The following is a 17,613-nucleotide window of genomic DNA, read 5'->3' as shown; positions in this document are numbered from 1 at the left end:
CGGGATCGAACACGGTCCTCCGCGGTGCCCGGAAGGGGCGGAATCGATCCCGCACGGAGGGGGGCGGGATCAGACGAGGAGCTGGCCGCCGTCGACGGGGACCGAGACCCCGGTGATGTGGCTGGCGGCCTCGCTCGCGAGGAACAGCACGAGCGGGGTGACCTGGTCGACCTCGGCGATGGTGCCGAGCGGGATGCGCGAGTCCCACGCGGCGCGGGCGTCCGGGTTCGAGGCGAAGTCGGCGGTCAGGGGCGTGAGCACGGGGCCGGGGGCGACGGCGTTGACCCGCACCGCGGAGCCGGCGAGTTCGAGGGCCGCCGTCCGGGTGAGCGCGTCGACCGCGGCCTTCGTGGCCTCGTAGTGCCCGAGGCCGGGAGTGGGCTGCCGGGCGCCGATCGACGAGATGTTCACGATGGCCCCGTGGCCGGCCGTAGCGAGCAGCCCGCCGAAGACCCGCAGCATGAGGAACGTGCCGCGGACGTTGACGCGCAGGGCCGCATCGACCGCGTCCACCGCGACCTCCTGGAGGGTTCCGCCACCGGCGACGACGCCGGCGTTGTTGACGAGGACGTCGAGACCGCCGGCGTCGCGGATCCGTTCGGCCGCGGCCTGCACCGATGCTTCGTCGGCGATGTCGAGCGGGATGGCGGTGGCTCCGATCTCGGCGGCGACGGCTGCCGCAGCGCCCTCGTCCACATCGCCGATGAACACCTCGTCGCCCGCAGCGCGGAAGGCGGCGGCGATCCCGCGGCCGAGTCCGGACGCGCCGCCGGTGACGAGGATGCGACGGGGGGAAGCGGTCATGTTCGTCCTCACTGACGGGTTCTCTGACGGGATGTGTCCGTTATATTCTACAAACATAGAAAAACACAACCCCGTGCCCCGAGATGGCGAAGGAGCCCTCATGCCCGATGCGACATCCCCCCGCAAGCCGCTGTCTCCTCGGGGTGCGACGGTGCCGCCGCTGGCCCTCGGATCGTGGAACACCTGGGACCGCATGGATGTCGACGATGCCGTGCAGCTCATCCGCCGGGCGGTCGAGCTCGATGCCGGATTCTTCGACATCGCGTACTACAATATGGGGCCGCACGCCGAGAACTCCCGGACCGACATCCTCTTCGGGGAGGCCTTCCGCGCGAGCGGGGTGGGCCGTGCCGACGTCGTGCTGTGCGGCAAGCTCTGGCTGTGGGACTGGCCGAATCAGGGCTTCCGCGCGCAGATCGAGGAGTCGCTCGACCGGGCCGGCCTCGACCGCTTCGACACTCTCGTGGTGGGGGACTACCTCGACGCCCCGGACATGCCGCGGCTCGTCGCCGACGTGAACGCCCTCCTCGCGGACGGCCTCGTCGACTCGTGGGGGATCAACAACTGGCGGATCACGGACACCAGGGCGGCGCTGGCCGAGGCGGACGCTCAGGGGCTGATCGGCCCCTCGTTCGCGCAGCTGAAGTACGGCATCGCCCGACGGGCCATGGCGGAGGGTGACGCGTACGGCCCGCTGTTCGCCGACGGAACGCTCGCGCTGCAGGCCTCGGACGTGTTCGAGGGCGGAATCCTCGCCACGGGACGGATGCCCCAGCGCAAGATCGGTGCCGATGTCGGGGGTATCCGCGAGCGGATCCTCGCCGTGTACCCCGAGGTCGCACGTCTCGCGGGGGACTTCGGGGTGACCCCGGCCGCCCTCGGCATCGCCTTCTGTCTGGCGAACCCCGCGACGGCCAACGTGCTCTTCGGGGCCTCCCGCGTCGCACAACTCGAGGAGAACCACGCCGCCCTCGCCCTCGCCCGTGACCACGGAGCCGAGGTCCGCGCCGCCCTCGCCGACTGCCGCGTCGACCACGACGTCCGTTCCGACGGCACTTGGTGACCTTTCGCGTCCCTCCTCCGTCCCTGCTCCCCTGGATGAGAAATGCCCCTCGCGCCCACGCCGGATCAGAAGCGCTCCTCGGGCCCGGGTGGGAGGTGCGTTCTTGATCCCGGTACAGACGCCGGCACAGACACCGGCACCGGCACCGACACCGGCACCCGCGGGGCGGGGGTGTGCGCGGGGGAGCAAGGTGGGTGCGCGCTGGGGCATCGCTCCGGCGGTGCGGGGCGAGAAACGCGCTTGCGCTCTTTTTCCACGCATGTAGACTAACCAGCACGACACATCGAAGTGGCGTCGGTCCCGGTCTCCGGTCAGCGGCTCTTCGAACCTTCTTCACCACCCCCTGCACCCGAGAGAAGGAACCATGAAACGAATGCCCCTCGCGGTCGCCGCCGCCGTCGCCGCGACCCTCGTGCTCGCCGGCTGCAGCGGCGGCGGAACGCCCTCGCCGTCCGAGGGCGGTGGCGCCGAAGGCCCCGACGCCCTCAACATCGGCAACTTCCTCGATGTCACATCGTGGGACCCGTCGCTCGCCGACATCGGCTTCGACGGTCCCTACCTGTCCGCGGTGTACGACGCCCTCATCGCCCTGGACGCCGACGGCACCCCGATCCCGTCGCTCGCGACGGAATGGACGGTGGCCGACGACGACCTCAGCGTCGACCTGGACATCCGAACCGATGCCGTGTTCAGCGACGGCACCCCGGTGGATGCCGACGCCGTCATCACGAGCCTGGAGTACCTGAAGGCCGGTGCCCGTTCGGGTGAGGCCTACGTCAACGTCTCCGCGTTCGAGAAGGTCGACGACGACACGATCCGCATCGTTCTCACGCAACGGGACGACACCATCCTCTACTTCATGGGTCTTGGCCGCAGTTACATCGCCTCGCCGGCCGCTATCGAGGCGGGCACGCTCGGCAGCGATCCGGTCGGCTCCGGCCCCTACGTCCTCGACGGCGACACCAGCGTCGCGGGCGCCGAGTACCACTTCACCAAGACCGAGGACCACTGGGACGCGAAGACGTACCCGTTCTCCGAACTCGCGATCTACCCGATCACCGACGCGACGGCACGCCACAACGCGATGCTGAGCGGACAGATCAACGTGCAGTACGGCGATGTCGCGAACCTCGAGCAGGCCGAGCAGCAGGGCTGGAACACGGCGCAGCGGGTCTCCGGGTGGGCAGGCCTCGTCATCACCGATCACACCGGCGCGAAGAGCGAGCCTCTCGGCAAGCTCGAAGTGCGCCAGGCGCTGAACTACGCGTTCGACGGCGCGGCCGTCCTCGCGGCGGTCGGCAGCGGTGCGGGCGTGGCCACCAACCAGGTCTTCCCTGACGGTGGCGACATCAACGACCCCGAGCTCAACGACGCCTACGCATTCAACATGGACAAGGCCAAGGAGCTCCTGGCCGACGCCGGCTACCCGGACGGCTTCGCCATCTCGATGCCGATGTCCCCGATCTTCGAGATGTGGAAGCCGTCGGCCGAGCAGGCCCTCAACGAGCTCGGCATCACGGTCACCTGGGACAACATGCAGATGCCGGACTACCAGCTCAACGCACCGAACTACCCGATGTTCATCTCGTTCCTCGCGATGGATGGCAACGACGTGGCCACCGTCGCCCGTCAGGTCACGAGCGTGCAGTGGTTCAACCCGGAGCCGGACTACGCGCAGAACGAGGTCATCGCCCCGCTCGTGGAAAAGGTGCAGACGGAGCGCGGCGACGCGCAGACCGCCGCCATCGAGGAGCTCAACGAGGCTCTCGTCGACCAGGCCTGGTGGTCGGTCTGGTACCAGGCGAACAACATCTACTACACCGCGCCCGGCATCCAGCTGCAGCCGGTCGTGGGGATGATGTTCCCGACGCTGCGGTACATCACCCAGGGCTGAACGCCCGCCGGGGCGGTCGCCACGCGGCCGCTCCGGCACCCCTTCCCCTCCTCCTCACCCTCGAGAGGCCCCCATGCTCCTCTTCACGGCGAAGCGGGTGCTGTCCGGCATCCTCCTGCTCGTCGCGGTCTCGATCGGCACGTTCTTCCTCGCCCATCTCGCGATCAGCGATCCGACCGCCTCGCTCCTCGGGACCACCGCGAGTCCTGCACAGCAGGAGGCGCTCGCGGCGAAGATCGGCCTCGACCGCCCCCTGATCATCCAGTTCTGGGACTGGTTCTCCCACGCGGTCCTCCTCGACTTCGGCGTCTCGTGGCGCAACTTCCAGCCGGTCGGCGCGCAGCTCGCGGTCAAGGTCCCCGTCACGCTCTCCGTCGTGACCCTCGCGACCCTCATCACCGCGGTCATCGGCGTCGCCTTCGGAATGATCACCGGCCTCCGCCCCGGTACCTGGTTCGACCGGATCATCAAGGGGATCTCGGTCGTCCTCTTCGCGCTCCCCGGGTTCTGGGTGAGCCTGGTCCTGGTGATGTGGCTGGCCGTGCAGCTCAAATGGTTCCCGGCCGTGGGGTACGTCCCGCCGACGCAGTCCGTCGAGGGCTGGCTGCGCTCGATCACGCTGCCGGCGATCTCCCTCGCCCTGGGCGGCATCGTCGCCGTGTCGGAGCAGCTGCGCAACGCCGTGATCGCTCAGAGCCGCCAGGACTGGGTGCGCACCCTCCGCAGCCGGGGCCTGTCCGCCGCGCGGGTGAACCTGCACATCCTCCGGAACGCCTCGCCCGCCGCGCTCACGGTGATCGCCCTGATGTTCGTGGGGCTGCTCTCCGGCGCGATCGTGGTGGAGCAGATCTTCAGCCTTCCCGGTCTGGGTCAGCTCACGAACCAGTCGTCGCAGAACGGCGACATCCCCATGCTGCTCGGGATCACGGTGGTCTCGATCGTCTTCGTCGTCCTCATCAACCTCCTGCTCGACCTCGTGCTCGGCTGGATCAACCCGAAGGTGCGCGTCGCATGACCACGACAGACATCCGCGTCGCCTTCGACCGGGCCGCCCAGAAGCGCCGGTCGAGCCTGTTCCGGCGCTTCCTCCGTCACCCCGGCGGCTACATCCCGCTCGCGATCTTCGTCCTCATCGTGCTCGTCGGGGTGTTCGCGCCGCTGCTGGCGCCGATGGACCCGAACCTCGTCGACCTCGCGGCCGCCAAGGCCCCGCCGTCGCCCGAGCACCTCCTCGGCGGCGACTCCACCGGCCGCGACATCCTCAGCCGCCTCATCTACGGAACGAGGACGACGCTGTGGGGCGCCCTCATCACGATCGTCACTGCTCTGGTGATCGGAGTGCCGTCCGGCGTCGCGGCCGGCTACTTCGGTGGCATCTTCGATCGGGTAGCGACCTGGATCAGCGACGCGCTGCAGTCGATCCCCGGGATGATCATCCTCCTCGTGGTCGCCGCCGGCAGCCGCAACAACTTCGAGCTGCTGATGATCACCGTCGGCGTCTTCATGGTGCCGGGCTACTTCCGGATCGCGCGGTCGCAGACGCTCGCGGTCCGCGGCGAAGCGTACATCGACGCCGCCCGCGTGTCGGGCCTGTCGGACGCGCGCATCATCTTCCGCCACGTCATCACGGCCGTCTACCCGCCCGTCATCATCCAGACCGCGCTCACGGCCGGCATCGCGATGGGCATGCAGGCGGGGCTCCAGTTCCTCGGCATCGGCGACTCGAACGTGCCGAGCTGGGGCGCGATGATGCTCGAGGGCTTCCGGCTCATGCTCACCTACCCGCTGATGCTCCTGTGGCCCTCCGCCGCGCTCGGTCTCACGATCGCCGTCCTCGCGATCATGGGCTCCACGCTCGCGGAGCTCGTGCAGGTGCGCACGCCGCGGGCGGCCCGCCGGCGGCGGCGCGGTGTGCTCGAGACCGCGGACGACGCCGCCGCGGCTCCCGCCACGGGCAGCGTCCGCCACGAGGCTCCGGCCTCAGCCCTGCGCGTCGAGAACCTGCACGTCGTCCACGCGACGCCGACGGGAGAGACCGAGGTCGTGCATGGCGTGACCCTCGACGTCGCGCCAGGGGAGGTCGTCGGGATCGTCGGCGAGTCCGGGTCAGGCAAGTCGCAGACCGTGTTCTCGCTGCTCGACCTGCTGCCCGCGACCGGCCGGGCGACTGCCGACGCGATCTGGGTCGGTGGCGCGGAGGTCACCCACGCGACCCCGAAGGAGCGCCAGGCGCTGCTCGGCCGCACGATCGGCTACGTGCCGCAGGAGCCGATGAGCAACCTCGATCCCTCGTACACGATCGGGCACCAGCTCATCGAGCCCCTGCGTCGCACCCACGGGCTCGCGAAGGCGGCCGCCCGGCAGCGCGCGCGGGAGGTGCTCCTGCGGGTCGGGTTGTCCGACCCCGATCGCGTGATGCGCAGCTACCCGCACCAGGTGTCCGGCGGCATGGCCCAGCGCGTGCTCATCGCCGGCGCGATCGCCGGTCGGCCGTCGCTCCTCGTGGCGGACGAGCCCACCACCGCCCTCGACGTGACCGTCCAGGCCGAGGTCCTCGAACTGCTGCGGGAGCTGCAGGCCGAATATGGCATGGCGCTGCTCATCGTGACGCACAACTTCGGCGTCGTCGCCGACATCTGCGACCGCGTGATCGTCATGCGCGGCGGCGACATCGTGGAGTCGGGGCCCGTGGACGACCTCTTCGCCGCGCCCGCCCAGGAGTACACGCGCGAGCTCATCGCCGCGTCGCTCGACGAAGCCGAAGGTCGCGCCGCGCTCGACAGTCAGCGGACGGAGGTCCCCGCATGAACACCGCTCCGGTGAACCCCCTGCTGCAGGTGGACGACCTCGTGGTCGAATACGGCCGCGGCCGGCACGCCTTCCGCGCGCTGCACGGCGTCTCCCTCGGCATCGCCCCCGGTGAATGCCTGGGCCTGGTCGGCGAGTCGGGATCCGGGAAGTCGACGCTCGGCAAGGCCATCCTCGGCCTCGCCCCGGTGACGGCGGGGCGCATCCGCTTCGACGGCCGGGACATCGGCCGCCTCGGCGGCCGGGCCCGACGGGCGCTCGCCGACGACGTGCAGGTCGTGTTCCAGGACCCGTACGGCTCCCTCAACCCGGCACTGACCATCGGCGACATCCTCGCCGAGCCGCTGCTGACGACGGGCATCGGGGCGAAGGCGGCCGACACGCGCGTGCGCGACATGCTCGACCGCGTGCGGCTGCCCTCCGCGAGCATGGACCGGTACCCGAGCGAGTTCTCCGGCGGGCAGCGGCAGCGCATCGCGATCGCCCGCGCCCTCGTCCGCGGACCCCGACTGATCGTGTGCGACGAGCCGGTCAGCGCGCTCGACCTCACCACGCAGGCCACCATCCTCGACCTCTTCATCGAACTGCAGCGCGACACCGGCGTGGCCTACCTGTTCGTCTCGCACGACCTCGGCGTCGTCCGGCGGGTCTGTCACCGGGTCGCCGTGATGTACCGCGGCGAGATCGTCGAGATCGGAGACGGGGAGCAGGTCACGCGCGCGCCGCGCCATCCGTACGCCGAGCGTCTGCGGCTGGCTTCGCCGGTCGCGGACCCGGTGGCGCAGCGGGAACGCCGTGCCCAGTGGCTCGCTCTGCGGGAGGTGCCCGATGCGGCGGTACGGTAGCTCCAGGCCGGAACACGCCACACCCCGGACTCGGCCGGAAGGACGCCATGCCGAAGATCATCGACCACGACCAGCGGCGACGGGACATCGTCGAGGTGGCCAAGAGCATCATCCTGAAGGGTGGGTTCGAGGCGGCGACCATGCGCAGCATCGCCGCGGAGGCGGGCTTCGCGAACGGTGCGCTGAAGCACTACTTCCCCGGGAAGGAGAGCATCGTCGCGGCGACGTTCGAGACGATCCTGCAGCAGATGTCCGAGGGCGTGGAGGCCGCGGGGCAGGAGCCGGTAGCGGCGGACGACGCGCTGCGCGGCTTCCTGCAGGCCACCGTGCCGCGCGACCCGGAGCAGATCGCCGCGGGCCGGGTGCTTCTGGCGCTCTGGGAGTACGCGATGGCGAACGAGTCGCTGGCCGAGCTCTACCGCGGACACCTGGGCTCGTGGCGATCCTCGCTCATCGCTCGGATGGAGGCGGCCCGCGACGAGGGGTCGATCCGCGACCAGGACTACGGCCCGCTCGCCGACGAGTACATCTCCGCGGCGGTCGGGGCGACGGTCATCAACCTCATGTACCCGGACGGCGACCGCATCGCCGACTACGAGAACTACATCGACCGGTTCCTCGCGCGGCTGCGCTGAGGGCGAGGGGCCGGTCCCGAGAGGACGGCCCGTCATGACCCTTCCCCCCGAACGACCCGTGGTGTTCCTGCACGGCCTCGCCTCGCGCGGCACGCAGGACTGGCCGGACAGCGAGTGGACGGCGGTGCTCGGTGATCGGCCGCGCCGGGTCCTCGATCTGCCGGCGCACGGCGATGCCCCCGGGCTCGGAGTCGTGCCGACCTCCGCGGTGCTCGATGCGCTCGCCGAAGCGATCGGCCCGGACGAGGTCGACCTCGTCGGCTACTCGCTCGGTGCCCGGCTCGCGTGGGACCTCGCCCGGCACCCCGGTGTCGCGGTACGGCGTCTCGTGCTCGGCGGCCTCAGTGCGGGGGAGCCCTTCGCGCTCGTCGACCTCTCCGCCGCGCGAGCCGCGCTCGCCGGCGGACCGGCTCCCGTCGATCCGCTGACCGGGATGATCGTGCACATGGTGCGCCTGCCTGGCAACCGACCGGACGATCTGCTCGACCTCATCGAGGGGCTCGCGGCCGAGCCATTCGCGCCCGAGGCCGGAGGGCCGGCGATGCCGGTGCTGCTCCTGGGAGGCGAGGACGACCCGATGGCCGCGGGCATCGACGAGCTCGCCGCGCGGCTCCCGGACGTCCGTGTGCGACGCGTCCCCGGCGATCACCTCGTGGCGCTGCACACCGCCGCGTTCCGCGACGCCGTGCGCGGGTTCCTCGCGGACTGACCCCCGCGACCGACGCCTGGCCCCTTCCTGTCCTTTATTTCCCACGTTTGTAGACATATCGAAAGGCATCCGCCATGACCGACACCCCCACTCCTGACGCCGCCCGCATCCTCGACATCGCCACCGGCTACATGGCCGCGAAGCAGCTCTTCCAGGCCAGCCGCATCAGTCTGTTCGCCGCCGTCGCCGCGGGCGCCGACACCGCGACGGCGATCGCCGAGCACTGCGGGGTCAGCGAGCGGATCGCCCGGCTGCTCGCCGATGCCCTGGCGGCGAAGGGTCTCCTCGTCCGCACCGAGGGGCGCTATGCCCTGGCCCCCGATGCGGCCGCCTACCTCACGGGGGAGGACGCGGTGATCGATCTCGCCCCCTTCCTCACCTTCCTCGACGAGATCAGCTACCCGCACTGGCTGCAGTTCGCGCACACGGTCGACACGACCGAGCCCGGCGACCTGCAGATGGACGACACGCGGTGGGGCACGTTCATGGCCGGCGTCATGACGTACAACCGCCTGCACGCGCAGGAGTTCGGCCGGCTCGTCGACCTCGCCGGCGCGACGAAGGCCCTCGATTTCGGCGGTCTGTCCGCCGAGTTCGCCCTCGCCGTTATGGCGCGCAACCCCGAGCTGCACACCACGTTCGTCTACGCCCCGGGGTTCGAGGACGGCGTGGCCGAGGCGGTCGAGGCGGCGGGCGTCGCCGACCGGGCTGCCGTCGAGGTGGGGGACACGGCGACCGCAGCCCCCGAGGGCGCCTACGACGCGGTGTTCGCCAACCACGTCATCCACCGCTTCTCCGCGGAGGAGAACGCGCAGATCTTCCGCCGGCTCCGCGCTGCAGCGGTCGAGGGGGCGACGCTGACCGTGCTCGACTTCTTCCTCGACGACGACGACGAGCAGCGTGCGCTGGACGCCCTGCACGCGGGGGAGTACCTCGTGATCGACGGCACCGTCGTGTATCCGGAGTCCCAGGTGCGCGGCTGGCTGACGGACGCCGGCTGGGCGGTGCGCGACACCGTCGCACTGCCGGGGAGCCCGCGCGTGCTTCTGGCCACCGCGGTCTGACGACCGCGGTTCGAGACTGGTCCGAGGGGGATCAGAGGCGGGCGGCATGCGTGAACATGCCGCCCGCCGTTTTTCGTGGGTGAGTGGTCAGCCGCGCGCGAACACCGTGCGGCCGTCGACGATCGTGCGCTCGACCTGAAGGGCGGCGAACGCGCGCCCGGGGGCGCACGGATCCTCGTCGAGCACCGTGATGTCGGCGACCTTGCCGGGCTCGAGAGTTCCCTTCCAGGTCGCGGCGCCGTCCTGGACCGCGGCGTCCGCCGTCATCGCGCGGAGCAGCCGGCGTCGGGTCGCAGCGTCGTCGGCGGCGAGGAGGACGAGGGAGGCATCGAGGCTGTGGCGCCAGTCCGGCGTGGCGATCGGGGCGTCGCTGGTCAGCGTGGTCAGCGCGCCGGAGGAGAGCATCTCGGCCAGGGGCCAGGCGGCCGCGACGCGGGCCTCTCCGAGCTGCACGGCCGCCCAGGAGTGCGTGTGCGCGGCGATGAGAGGCTGTACGGCGAACCCGACACCGAGGCGTTCCGCACGCCGGATCTGCGCGGGCGTCGCCAGATCGCCGTGCACGATGTGGTGGGGTGCCGGCGGCGGGGGCGTCTGGCCGTGCCGTTCCAGTGTGCTGAGGAACTCCTCGATCGAGCGGTCGCCCGTGGCGTGCACGGCGATCTGGAGACCGCGACCGGCAGCCAGCGCGATCATCTGCTGGAAGGCGCTGAGCGGATCGGCATCGCCGCGCGTGAGGAGGTGGCCGGTGGTCCCGTCGGGGTAGGGGTCCGACGTCCAGGCGGTGGCCATCGGCGGGATGCCGTCGGCGAAGATCTTCACGCCGGGGATCGCGAGCCAGCGCGAATCGGTCGACGGGGGCGGCACCGGGAGTCCGGCAGTGAAGTCGTCGAGGGAGCTCTCGCCGTCGATCGTCCCGAACAGGCGCAGCAGTGTGACGCGCGAGGTCTGCGCGCCCTCCCGGTGCAGCTCCACGTAGGCGTCGAGCATGTCGGTGCCGAAGCAGCCGGTCTCCCCGTCGTCCTCCCCGGGGCCGATGCCCGGCTCCGTGTAGCTCGTGATGCCGAGCTCCGCGAGCAGAGCCCAGGCGCGGCGCAGGGCCGCGCGTCGCTCGTCGGCCGTGGTCACGAGGCGGCCGGTGGGCTGCTCCTCGGGCGGGGTGTCGGAGAAGAACAGGTGCGGCCAGCGCGCGCCCAGCCAGGCGGCGTGGAGGTGGGCGTCGTTGAGGCCGGGGATCGCGGTGCGGCCGTCGAGCTGCACGATCTCGCGGGCCGGGAGGGCTTCGGCCGCGGCATCGGTGGCGACGATCATCCCGTCGCGGACGGCGATCGCGGTGGCGACGGAATCGGTGGCGTCGAAGGTGTGGATGCGGCCACCGCGGAGGAGGAGGTCGGCGTCGTCGCCGAGGAGTGCGCTGCTCATTATTCCACCAGTGTAGACGTAAAACTCGCGCACTCGGGATGTCCCGCGCCGACCGATTCGGCGCGCGGTTCCGCGGCTTGTACCCTGGAGTCATCCCCCGAACACCCCGGCAACCTCGCGCGCGCCGGCGACCTCGGCGCGCGCTCACACATGCAAGGACGCAGATGAACGATTCCGCGGCACACCGCGACGAATGGACGGCGAGCGAAGAGCTGGCGGAGCGGATGATCCCGCTCATCGGGGCTCTCAAGCGCGAGCGCGACGTGGTCACCTCGTTGCACGGTCATCGCCTGCTCGGCCTCTCGGCCACCGGCGTCGTCGAGGTGCACGAGCGCGTGGCCCAGCTCGGACACGAGCGCCTGGCGGTCGAGGACAGCCTGGCGGTGCTCGAAGGCATCCACGCCCTGGCCCCCGGCGCGTCGTCGATCGACGTGGCCCGCCTCGTGGAAGGGCACGCGGAGAGCGGCCGCCCGCTCGAGGAGTACCTGGCCGAGACCCTGGCCCCGGCCGTCGGCGCGGTCCCGGCATCGCCGACCGACGTCGTGCTCTACGGCTTCGGGCGCATCGGCCGCCTGCTGGCCCGCATCCTCATCGCGCACACCGGCGGCGGGAGCGGGCTCCGGCTCCGCGCCATCGTCGTGCGCCGCGGCTCCGAGAACGACCTCGTCAAGCGCGCGTCGCTGCTGCTGCGCGACTCGGTGCACGGCCGCTTCGCGGGCTCGGTCACGGTGGACGAGGATGCCGAGCAGATCATCGCCAACGGCACGCGCATCCAGGTCATCTACTCCGACGACCCGGCCGCCGTCGACTACACCGCCTACGGCATCGACGACGCGATCGTCGTCGACAACACCGGCCGCTGGCGTGACGAGGCCGGACTCTCCCAGCACCTCCGCGCGAAGGGCGTCGCCCGCGTGCTGCTGACCGCCCCCGGCAAGGGCCCGCTGAAGAACATCGTGCAGGGCATCAACGACGACACGATCACCGACGAGGACCGCATCGTCTCCGCGGCGTCGTGCACGACCAACGCCATCACCCCGGTGCTCGCCGCGATCGACGAGGCCTACGGCGTCGTCAAGGGGCACGTCGAGACCGTGCACTCGTTCACGAACGACCAGAACCTCATCGACAACTTCCACAAGGGCGACCGCCGCGGCCGCTCCGCCGTGCTGAACATGGTCATCACCGAGACGGGGGCGGCGAAGGCCGTGGCCAAGGCCCTGCCGCAGCTGGAGGGCAAGCTCACGGGCAGCGCGATCCGCGTCCCCACGCCCGACGTCTCGCTCGCGGTGCTGCACCTCACGCTGGAGCGCCCCGCCACCAAGGACCAGGTCAACGACTACCTGCGGCGGGTCTCGCTGCACTCGAAGCTCCGTCAGCAGATCGACTACGTGGAGAGTCCGGAGGTGGTCTCGACGGACTTCGTCGGCTCGCACCGCGCCGGCATCGTCGACGGGCTTGCCACGATCGCCGACGAGGACACCCTGATCCTCTACGTCTGGTACGACAACGAGTTCGGCTACTCCTGCCAGGTCATCCGGGTTCTGGAGACCATGGCGGGTTCGCACCCCGTCGTCCTCCCCGCCCGCCGCGAAGTCACCCTCTGACCCCCGCCGACCCACCCCTTTTCGCTCGTCCCGGCCCCTTGCGTCCGCACGCAACGGGCCGGGACGCGCGAAAGGGGGTGGGTCGCGGCATGATGAGGGGCATGAAGACCTCACGGCGGCGGGAGGAGCGGCTGCGGTTCCAGGGGCTGACGGCGCCGGCGGCAGACGCCGCGGGGGCAGCGGCGCGGCTGCTGGCGGTGCAGAGTCAGGACTTCACGGCCGGACGCTGGGCGCTGGCCCTTCGGACGAAGGGCGAGGTGCACCTCCGCGACGTCGATGCCGCGTTCGACCGTGGAGACCTCGTCCGGGCTTGGACCATGCGGGGGACGTTGCACACGATCCCCGCGCGCGATCTCGGCTGGGTGCTGGAGGTCACCGCCGCACGACAGCAGCAGCAGGCGGCCTCTCGACAGCGGCAGCTCGGCATCGACGACGACATGATCGACGCGGTCGTCCGGGAGCTCACGCCGCGGCTCCGTGACGGCGGCCTCACTCGTAACGAGATCTTCGCGGTGCTCCAGGGCATCGGCATCGACCCCTCGGGTCAGCGCGGCATCCACCTGCTGTTCGCGATGACGGTCTCCGGCGTGCTCGTGCAGGGGCCGGTCGTGCCGCGGGACGGCATCACGAGGGAGCAACGGTTCGTGCTCGCGGCGGATCACATCCGCGACCACGCCCACCCGGAGGACCCGCTGGCCGAGCTGTTCGTCCGCTACATCGAGGGGCACGGCCCCGCCGGGGTCGCGGACTTCGCGTGGTGGTCCGGGCTGACGCTCGGGCGGTCCAGGGAGGCGGCGGAGCGCGCGGCGAGCAGGGTGACCGAGGTCGAGGACGGGGTCTTCGTCGGGCGCACCCCACCTCGGCGCGCGGCGGGCCGGCCGTCCGTCTTCGCCCTCGGAGCCTTCGACGAGTACTACATCTCCTACGCGGACCGCACCATCGTCTGCGACCCGGAGCATCTCGCAGCCGTCGGCCCGGGGAAGAACGGGATGGTCCGGGCGACCGTGGTGGAGAACGGCCGCGTGATCGGCTGCTGGACGCATGCCGCCGCCGCGCACACCACCCCTCCGGACCTCTTCACTGCACCCGAGGATCCCACCGCCGTCGCCGCCGCGCTCGCCCGCTTCGCCGCGTTCCTCGCCTGACCGATCGCCGACCCACCCCTTTCCGCGCCTCCCGGCCCCCTCCGGTCGTTCGCAAGGGGCCGGGGCGCACGCAAGGGGGTGGGTCGACGTCACTCACTCGCGTGACGGCCGAGGAAGTTGTAGACCTCGTTGTCGTCCACACCGGGGAACATGCCGCGGGGGAGCGGCGAGAACATGTGGGTGTGCACGCGGGCGCTCGGCCATGCCCGGCCCTTCCAGCGCTCCGTGAGCTCCGGCGACGGACGGCGACAGCACGCCTCGTCGGGGCAGGTCGACACGGCTCTGTCGTTCGTCTCCCGCCCCCGCCACCACCGGGCGTCGTCGAACGGCACGCCGACCGTGACGGAGAACTCGCCCTCGCTCGACGACCCTGTCTGCGTGGAGCACCAGAACGTGCCGGAGGGCGTGTCCGTGTACTGGTGGTGCTCGACGGTGCGGTTCTGCTCCGTGAAGGCGGATCGGGCCTGGAACTTCCGGCACACCCGCTGCCCTTCCACGGCTCCGGTGACGTCCATCGGCAGGGGAAGGTCGTCGTTCTCGTAGACACGGGTGATGGCTCCGGTCGAGTCGACGCGCAGGAAGTGCAGCGACATCCCGAGGTGCTGCGTGAGCAGGTTGGTCATGCGCATGCCGGCGGCCTCGTGTGTCACGCCGAACCCGTCGCGGAAGTCCTCCACGGCGAGGTTGCGGTCCTTCTTCGCCTGCTGCAGGAAGGCCACCGCGGCGGTCTCCGGCATCAGGCAGCACGCGGCGAAGTAGTTGATCTCCAGGCGCTGCTGCAGGAAGTCGGCGTAATCGGTCGGGGGTGTGTGCCCGAGCAGACGGTGCGCCATCGCCTGCAGCGCCATCGACCGCAGGCCGTGTCCACCGGGGATGGACGCCGGAGGCAGGTAGATGCGGCCGTTCTCCAGGTCGGTGACCGAGCGCGTCGAGTGCGGCAGGTCGTTGACGTAGATGAGCTCGAAGCCGAGCTTCTCGGCCATGATGCTCACGGTGCGGTGGGTGAGGGCGCCCTGCGAATGGCCCGCGGACTTGAGCTGCTTCTCCGCGAGCTTCTCGATGTCGGGGAGGTAGTTGTTCTGCGCCCGCATGCGCAGGCGCAGCTCGGTGTTGGCACGGCGAGCCTCTTCCGGAGTGGCGATGGCCTCGCGCTCGCGGCGCTGCAGCTCGCGGTGGAGGCCGAGGATGGACTCGATGGTCTCGTCGCTCATGCCCTTCGTGACGCGCACGGGGGAGACGCCGAGCTGACGGAACACCGGACTCTCCTGCGCCCGCTCCAGCTCGATCTCCAAAGCCGCGCGCCGGTTCGGCGGCTCGCCGGAGATGAGGTCGGTCACCTCCGTGCCGGTGGCCTGCGCGATCGCCTGGAGGAGGGACAGCTTGGGCTCGCGCTTGCCGTTCTCGATAAGGCTGAGCTGGGAGCCGGCGACCCCGACGAGGGCCCCCAGCTCATCGAGCGTGTAGCCCTTCTCCAGGCGGCGGTGCCGGATGCGGTGGCCGAGGGTCGTGAGGTGGATGCCGGAGGACGCCATAGTTTGAGTCTAGCGAAAGAACCGCGATTCTTATCGCTCGATTTGGCCGAAAGTCCGCGTCAAGGGCGAAGAAGATGGAAGCAACGCCCCACACTTCGAAGGAGCAGTCATGGCCATGGCCGAAGTCCTCACCCCTCGCACGTCCCCTGTCGCCCCGACGCGCACGTTCGGCACCGCCCCCTCCTACGACACCCCCGCGATGGCGGAGCTCGTCGCCTGGGTCGATGAGATCCGTGCGCTCACGCAGCCGGACGCCGTGCACTGGGTGGACGGCTCGCGCGCCGAGAACGACTGGCTGCTGCGCGGACTCGTCGACGAGGGCAAGCTCATCAAGCTGAACCCCGAGTGGCGCCCCGGCTCCTACCTGGCGCGTTCGCACCCCAGCGACGTCGCCCGCACGGAGGCCCGCACCTTCATCGCCTCGGAGCGGGAGGAGGACGCCGGGCCCACCAACAACTGGGCCGACCCGCAAGAGATGCACGCGAAGATGGACGAGATCTTCGCGGGCTCGATGCGCGGCCGCACGATGTACGTCGTGCCCTTCTCGATGGGTCGCGTCGGCGGCCCCCTGTCGCACATCGGCGTGCAGATCACCGACAGCGCCTACGCCGTCGCGTCGATCGGCATCATGACCCGCGTGGGTGACGAGGTCACCCGCCAGATCGCCGAGGGCGCGCCCTGGGTCAAGACCGTGCACTCCGTCGGCGCTCCGCTGGAGGCGGGCGAGCCGGACGTCGAGTGGCCCTGCAACGACGACAAGTACATCGTGCACTTCCCGGAGACGCTCGAGGTCTACTCGTACGGCTCGGGCTACGGCGGCAACGCGATCCTGGCGAAGAAGTGCTTCGCGCTGCGCATCGCGTCGGTGATCGCCCGGGACGAGGGCTGGCTCGCCGAGCACATGCTCCTCATCCGGGTGATCGACCCGCAGGGCAAGGCGTACCACGTCGCCGCCGCGTTCCCGTCGGCCTGCGGCAAGACGAACCTCGCGATGCTCCGACCGACGATCCCCGGCTGGAAGGTCGAGACCCTCGGCGACGACATCGCCTGGATCCGCCCCGGCGAGGACGGACGACTCTGGGCGATCAACCCCGAGGCCGGCTTCTTCGGCGTCGCGCCCGGCACCGGAGAATCGACCAACGTCACCGCCGTCGAGACGCTGTGGGGCAACACGATCTTCACCAACGTCGCGCTCCGCCCCGACGGCGACGTGTGGTGGGAGGGCCTGACCGACGAGGCGCCCGCGAACCTCATCGACTGGGAGGGCAACGACTGGACGCCCGACTCCGGTCGTCCCGCGGCGCACCCCAACTCCCGTTTCACGGTGTCGGCGGCCCAGTGCCCGCAGATCTCCGAGGACTGGGAGGAGGCCGTGCCGCTCGACGTCATCCTCTTCGGCGGCCGCCGCGCGAGCAACGTGCCCCTCGTGGTCGAGGCCACCGACTGGACGCACGGCGTGTTCCTCGGTTCGAACATCTCCTCCGAGCGCACGGCGGCGGCTGAGGGCACGGTCGGCGAGCTGCGCCGCGACCCCTTCGCGATGTTGCCGTTCTGCGGCTACAACATGGCCGACTACTTCGGTCACTGGCTGAAGGTCGGTCGCGGCCTGCGCTTCGATCGGGCACCGCGCATCTTCCAGGTGAACTGGTTCCGCCGCGGTGACGACGGCCGGTTCCTCTGGCCCGGGTTCGGCGACAACTCCCGCGTCGTCGACTGGATCATCCGCCGCGTGGCCGGTGACGTGCCGGCCGTGGACAGCCCCATCGGACGTCTGCCGCGCGTGGAGGACCTGAACCTCGACGGGCTCGACATCCCCGCGGAAGACCTCGACGAGCTCTTCTCGGTCGACCCCGAGGCGTGGAAGGCCGAGGCTGACCTCACCGAGGAGTTCTACGACACGTTCGGCGACCGCGTCCCCGCGGCTCTGCGCACCGAGCTCGCGTCGCTGCGCTACCGCCTCGCGAAGGCGTAGCCCCCAGACCGGTGCCGGTTCGGGGGAGCCGGCACCCTCGGCCTCCGGCCGAGTCATACCCGCGAAGGCGGGGCATCAGAGACGAACCCATGGCTGAGTGGTCTCCGACGCCCCGC

General features: G+C 70.7%; 14 protein-coding genes. 11 read left to right on the top strand and 3 right to left on the bottom strand.

The features are described 5' to 3' along the window. Positions 1-69: 69 nt before the first annotated feature. The gene (locus tag CYL12_RS07570; protein WP_101846914.1) at positions 70-804 is read right to left on the bottom strand and encodes an SDR family NAD(P)-dependent oxidoreductase; all 735 of its coding nucleotides are present in this window, start codon (positions 802-804) and stop codon (positions 70-72) included. Positions 805-904: 100 nt separating this feature from the next. Between CYL12_RS07570 and CYL12_RS07565 the strand changes: the two genes are divergently transcribed. From CYL12_RS07565 to CYL12_RS07530, 8 genes are all read left to right on the top strand, one after another. Beyond that, positions 905-1,867, top strand: coding sequence for an aldo/keto reductase (locus CYL12_RS07565; protein ID WP_101846912.1), 963 nt, complete (start codon positions 905-907; stop codon positions 1,865-1,867). A gap of 364 nt (positions 1,868-2,231) precedes the next feature. Next, entirely contained in the window at positions 2,232-3,761 is a 1,530-nt protein-coding gene (locus tag CYL12_RS07560) for an ABC transporter substrate-binding protein (protein WP_233486857.1), read from the top strand. 73 nt (positions 3,762-3,834) lie between these two features. Beyond that, positions 3,835-4,776, top strand: a complete 942-nt coding sequence (locus CYL12_RS07555; RefSeq protein ID WP_101846908.1) for an ABC transporter permease — start codon at positions 3,835-3,837, stop codon at positions 4,774-4,776. Then, on the top strand, positions 4,773-6,569 hold the full coding sequence (locus CYL12_RS07550) for a dipeptide/oligopeptide/nickel ABC transporter permease/ATP-binding protein (protein WP_101846906.1): 1,797 nt from the start codon (positions 4,773-4,775) through the stop codon (positions 6,567-6,569). The genes CYL12_RS07555 and CYL12_RS07550 overlap by 4 nt, the downstream gene beginning before the upstream one ends. After that, positions 6,566-7,414 (top strand): ATP-binding cassette domain-containing protein, encoded by an 849-nt coding sequence (locus CYL12_RS07545; RefSeq protein ID WP_101846904.1) that lies wholly within the window; start codon positions 6,566-6,568, stop codon positions 7,412-7,414. Before CYL12_RS07550 ends, CYL12_RS07545 begins: the two co-directional genes overlap by 4 nt. Positions 7,415-7,461: 47 nt before the next feature. Then, positions 7,462-8,049, top strand: a complete 588-nt coding sequence (locus CYL12_RS07540; RefSeq protein ID WP_101846902.1) for a TetR/AcrR family transcriptional regulator — start codon at positions 7,462-7,464, stop codon at positions 8,047-8,049. A 34-nt stretch (positions 8,050-8,083) separates the two neighbouring features. Then, positions 8,084-8,758: an alpha/beta fold hydrolase gene (locus CYL12_RS07535; protein WP_101846900.1), complete on the top strand. Its 675-nt coding sequence runs from the start codon at positions 8,084-8,086 to the stop codon at positions 8,756-8,758. Positions 8,759-8,832: 74 nt separating this feature from the next. Then, positions 8,833-9,822, top strand: coding sequence for a methyltransferase family protein (locus CYL12_RS07530; protein WP_101846898.1), 990 nt, complete (start codon positions 8,833-8,835; stop codon positions 9,820-9,822). Between the two features lie 87 nt (positions 9,823-9,909). Here CYL12_RS07530 and CYL12_RS07525 read toward each other — a convergent pair whose 3' ends face one another. Beyond that, the gene (locus CYL12_RS07525) at positions 9,910-11,241 is read right to left on the bottom strand and encodes an amidohydrolase (protein WP_101846896.1); all 1,332 of its coding nucleotides are present in this window, start codon (positions 11,239-11,241) and stop codon (positions 9,910-9,912) included. Between the two features lie 164 nt (positions 11,242-11,405). Here CYL12_RS07525 and CYL12_RS07520 point away from each other — a divergent pair, with 164 nt between their 5' ends. Together CYL12_RS07520 and CYL12_RS07515 are read left to right on the top strand one after the other, a co-directional pair. Then, a complete protein-coding gene (locus tag CYL12_RS07520; protein ID WP_101846894.1) occupies positions 11,406-12,848 on the top strand; it encodes a glyceraldehyde-3-phosphate dehydrogenase in 1,443 nt (480 codons plus the stop codon). Between the two features lie 101 nt (positions 12,849-12,949). Then, positions 12,950-13,993, top strand: a complete 1,044-nt coding sequence (locus CYL12_RS07515; protein ID WP_101846892.1) for a winged helix DNA-binding domain-containing protein — start codon at positions 12,950-12,952, stop codon at positions 13,991-13,993. 89 nt (positions 13,994-14,082) lie between these two features. On the opposite strand, the gene CYL12_RS07510 is transcribed toward CYL12_RS07515, so the two are convergent. Then, positions 14,083-15,525 carry an XRE family transcriptional regulator gene (locus CYL12_RS07510; protein ID WP_101846890.1) on the bottom strand — a complete coding sequence of 481 codons (1,443 nt, stop codon included), beginning with the start codon at positions 15,523-15,525 and terminating at the stop codon, positions 14,083-14,085. A gap of 199 nt (positions 15,526-15,724) precedes the next feature. Between CYL12_RS07510 and CYL12_RS07505 the strand changes: the two genes are divergently transcribed. Continuing rightward, positions 15,725-17,497 (top strand): phosphoenolpyruvate carboxykinase (GTP), encoded by a 1,773-nt coding sequence (locus CYL12_RS07505; RefSeq protein WP_101848718.1) that lies wholly within the window; start codon positions 15,725-15,727, stop codon positions 17,495-17,497. The last annotated feature ends 116 nt before the right edge of the window (positions 17,498-17,613 follow it).

This window comes from Zhihengliuella sp. ISTPL4, from assembly GCF_002848265.1.
Lineage (GTDB): Bacteria > Actinomycetota > Actinomycetes > Actinomycetales > Microbacteriaceae > Microbacterium.
Note: the sequence above shows the minus strand (reverse complement) of the source record. Positions and strands in the feature narration are given on the sequence as shown.

Excerpts from the sequence above, each read along its gene's own strand:
- CYL12_RS07560 (WP_233486857.1), top strand. The coding sequence starts at position 2,232 with ATGAAACGAATGCCCCTCGCGGTCGCCGCCGCCGTCGCCGCGACCCTC.
- CYL12_RS07505 (WP_101848718.1), top strand. The coding sequence starts at position 15,725 with ATGGCGGAGCTCGTCGCCTGGGTCGATGAGATCCGTGCGCTCACGCAG.
- CYL12_RS07530 (WP_101846898.1), top strand. The coding sequence starts at position 8,833 with ATGACCGACACCCCCACTCCTGACGCCGCCCGCATCCTCGACATCGCC.
- CYL12_RS07510 (WP_101846890.1), bottom strand. The coding sequence starts at position 15,525 with ATGGCGTCCTCCGGCATCCACCTCACGACCCTCGGCCACCGCATCCGG.
- CYL12_RS07515 (WP_101846892.1), top strand. The coding sequence starts at position 12,950 with ATGAAGACCTCACGGCGGCGGGAGGAGCGGCTGCGGTTCCAGGGGCTG.
- CYL12_RS07565 (WP_101846912.1), top strand. The coding sequence starts at position 905 with ATGCCCGATGCGACATCCCCCCGCAAGCCGCTGTCTCCTCGGGGTGCG.
- CYL12_RS07540 (WP_101846902.1), top strand. The coding sequence starts at position 7,462 with ATGCCGAAGATCATCGACCACGACCAGCGGCGACGGGACATCGTCGAG.
- CYL12_RS07555 (WP_101846908.1), top strand. The coding sequence starts at position 3,835 with ATGCTCCTCTTCACGGCGAAGCGGGTGCTGTCCGGCATCCTCCTGCTC.
- CYL12_RS07545 (WP_101846904.1), top strand. The coding sequence starts at position 6,566 with ATGAACACCGCTCCGGTGAACCCCCTGCTGCAGGTGGACGACCTCGTG.
- CYL12_RS07525 (WP_101846896.1), bottom strand. The coding sequence starts at position 11,241 with ATGAGCAGCGCACTCCTCGGCGACGACGCCGACCTCCTCCTCCGCGGT.
- CYL12_RS07570 (WP_101846914.1), bottom strand. The coding sequence starts at position 804 with ATGACCGCTTCCCCCCGTCGCATCCTCGTCACCGGCGGCGCGTCCGGA.
- CYL12_RS07550 (WP_101846906.1), top strand. The coding sequence starts at position 4,773 with ATGACCACGACAGACATCCGCGTCGCCTTCGACCGGGCCGCCCAGAAG.
- CYL12_RS07535 (WP_101846900.1), top strand. The coding sequence starts at position 8,084 with ATGACCCTTCCCCCCGAACGACCCGTGGTGTTCCTGCACGGCCTCGCC.
- CYL12_RS07520 (WP_101846894.1), top strand. The coding sequence starts at position 11,406 with ATGAACGATTCCGCGGCACACCGCGACGAATGGACGGCGAGCGAAGAG.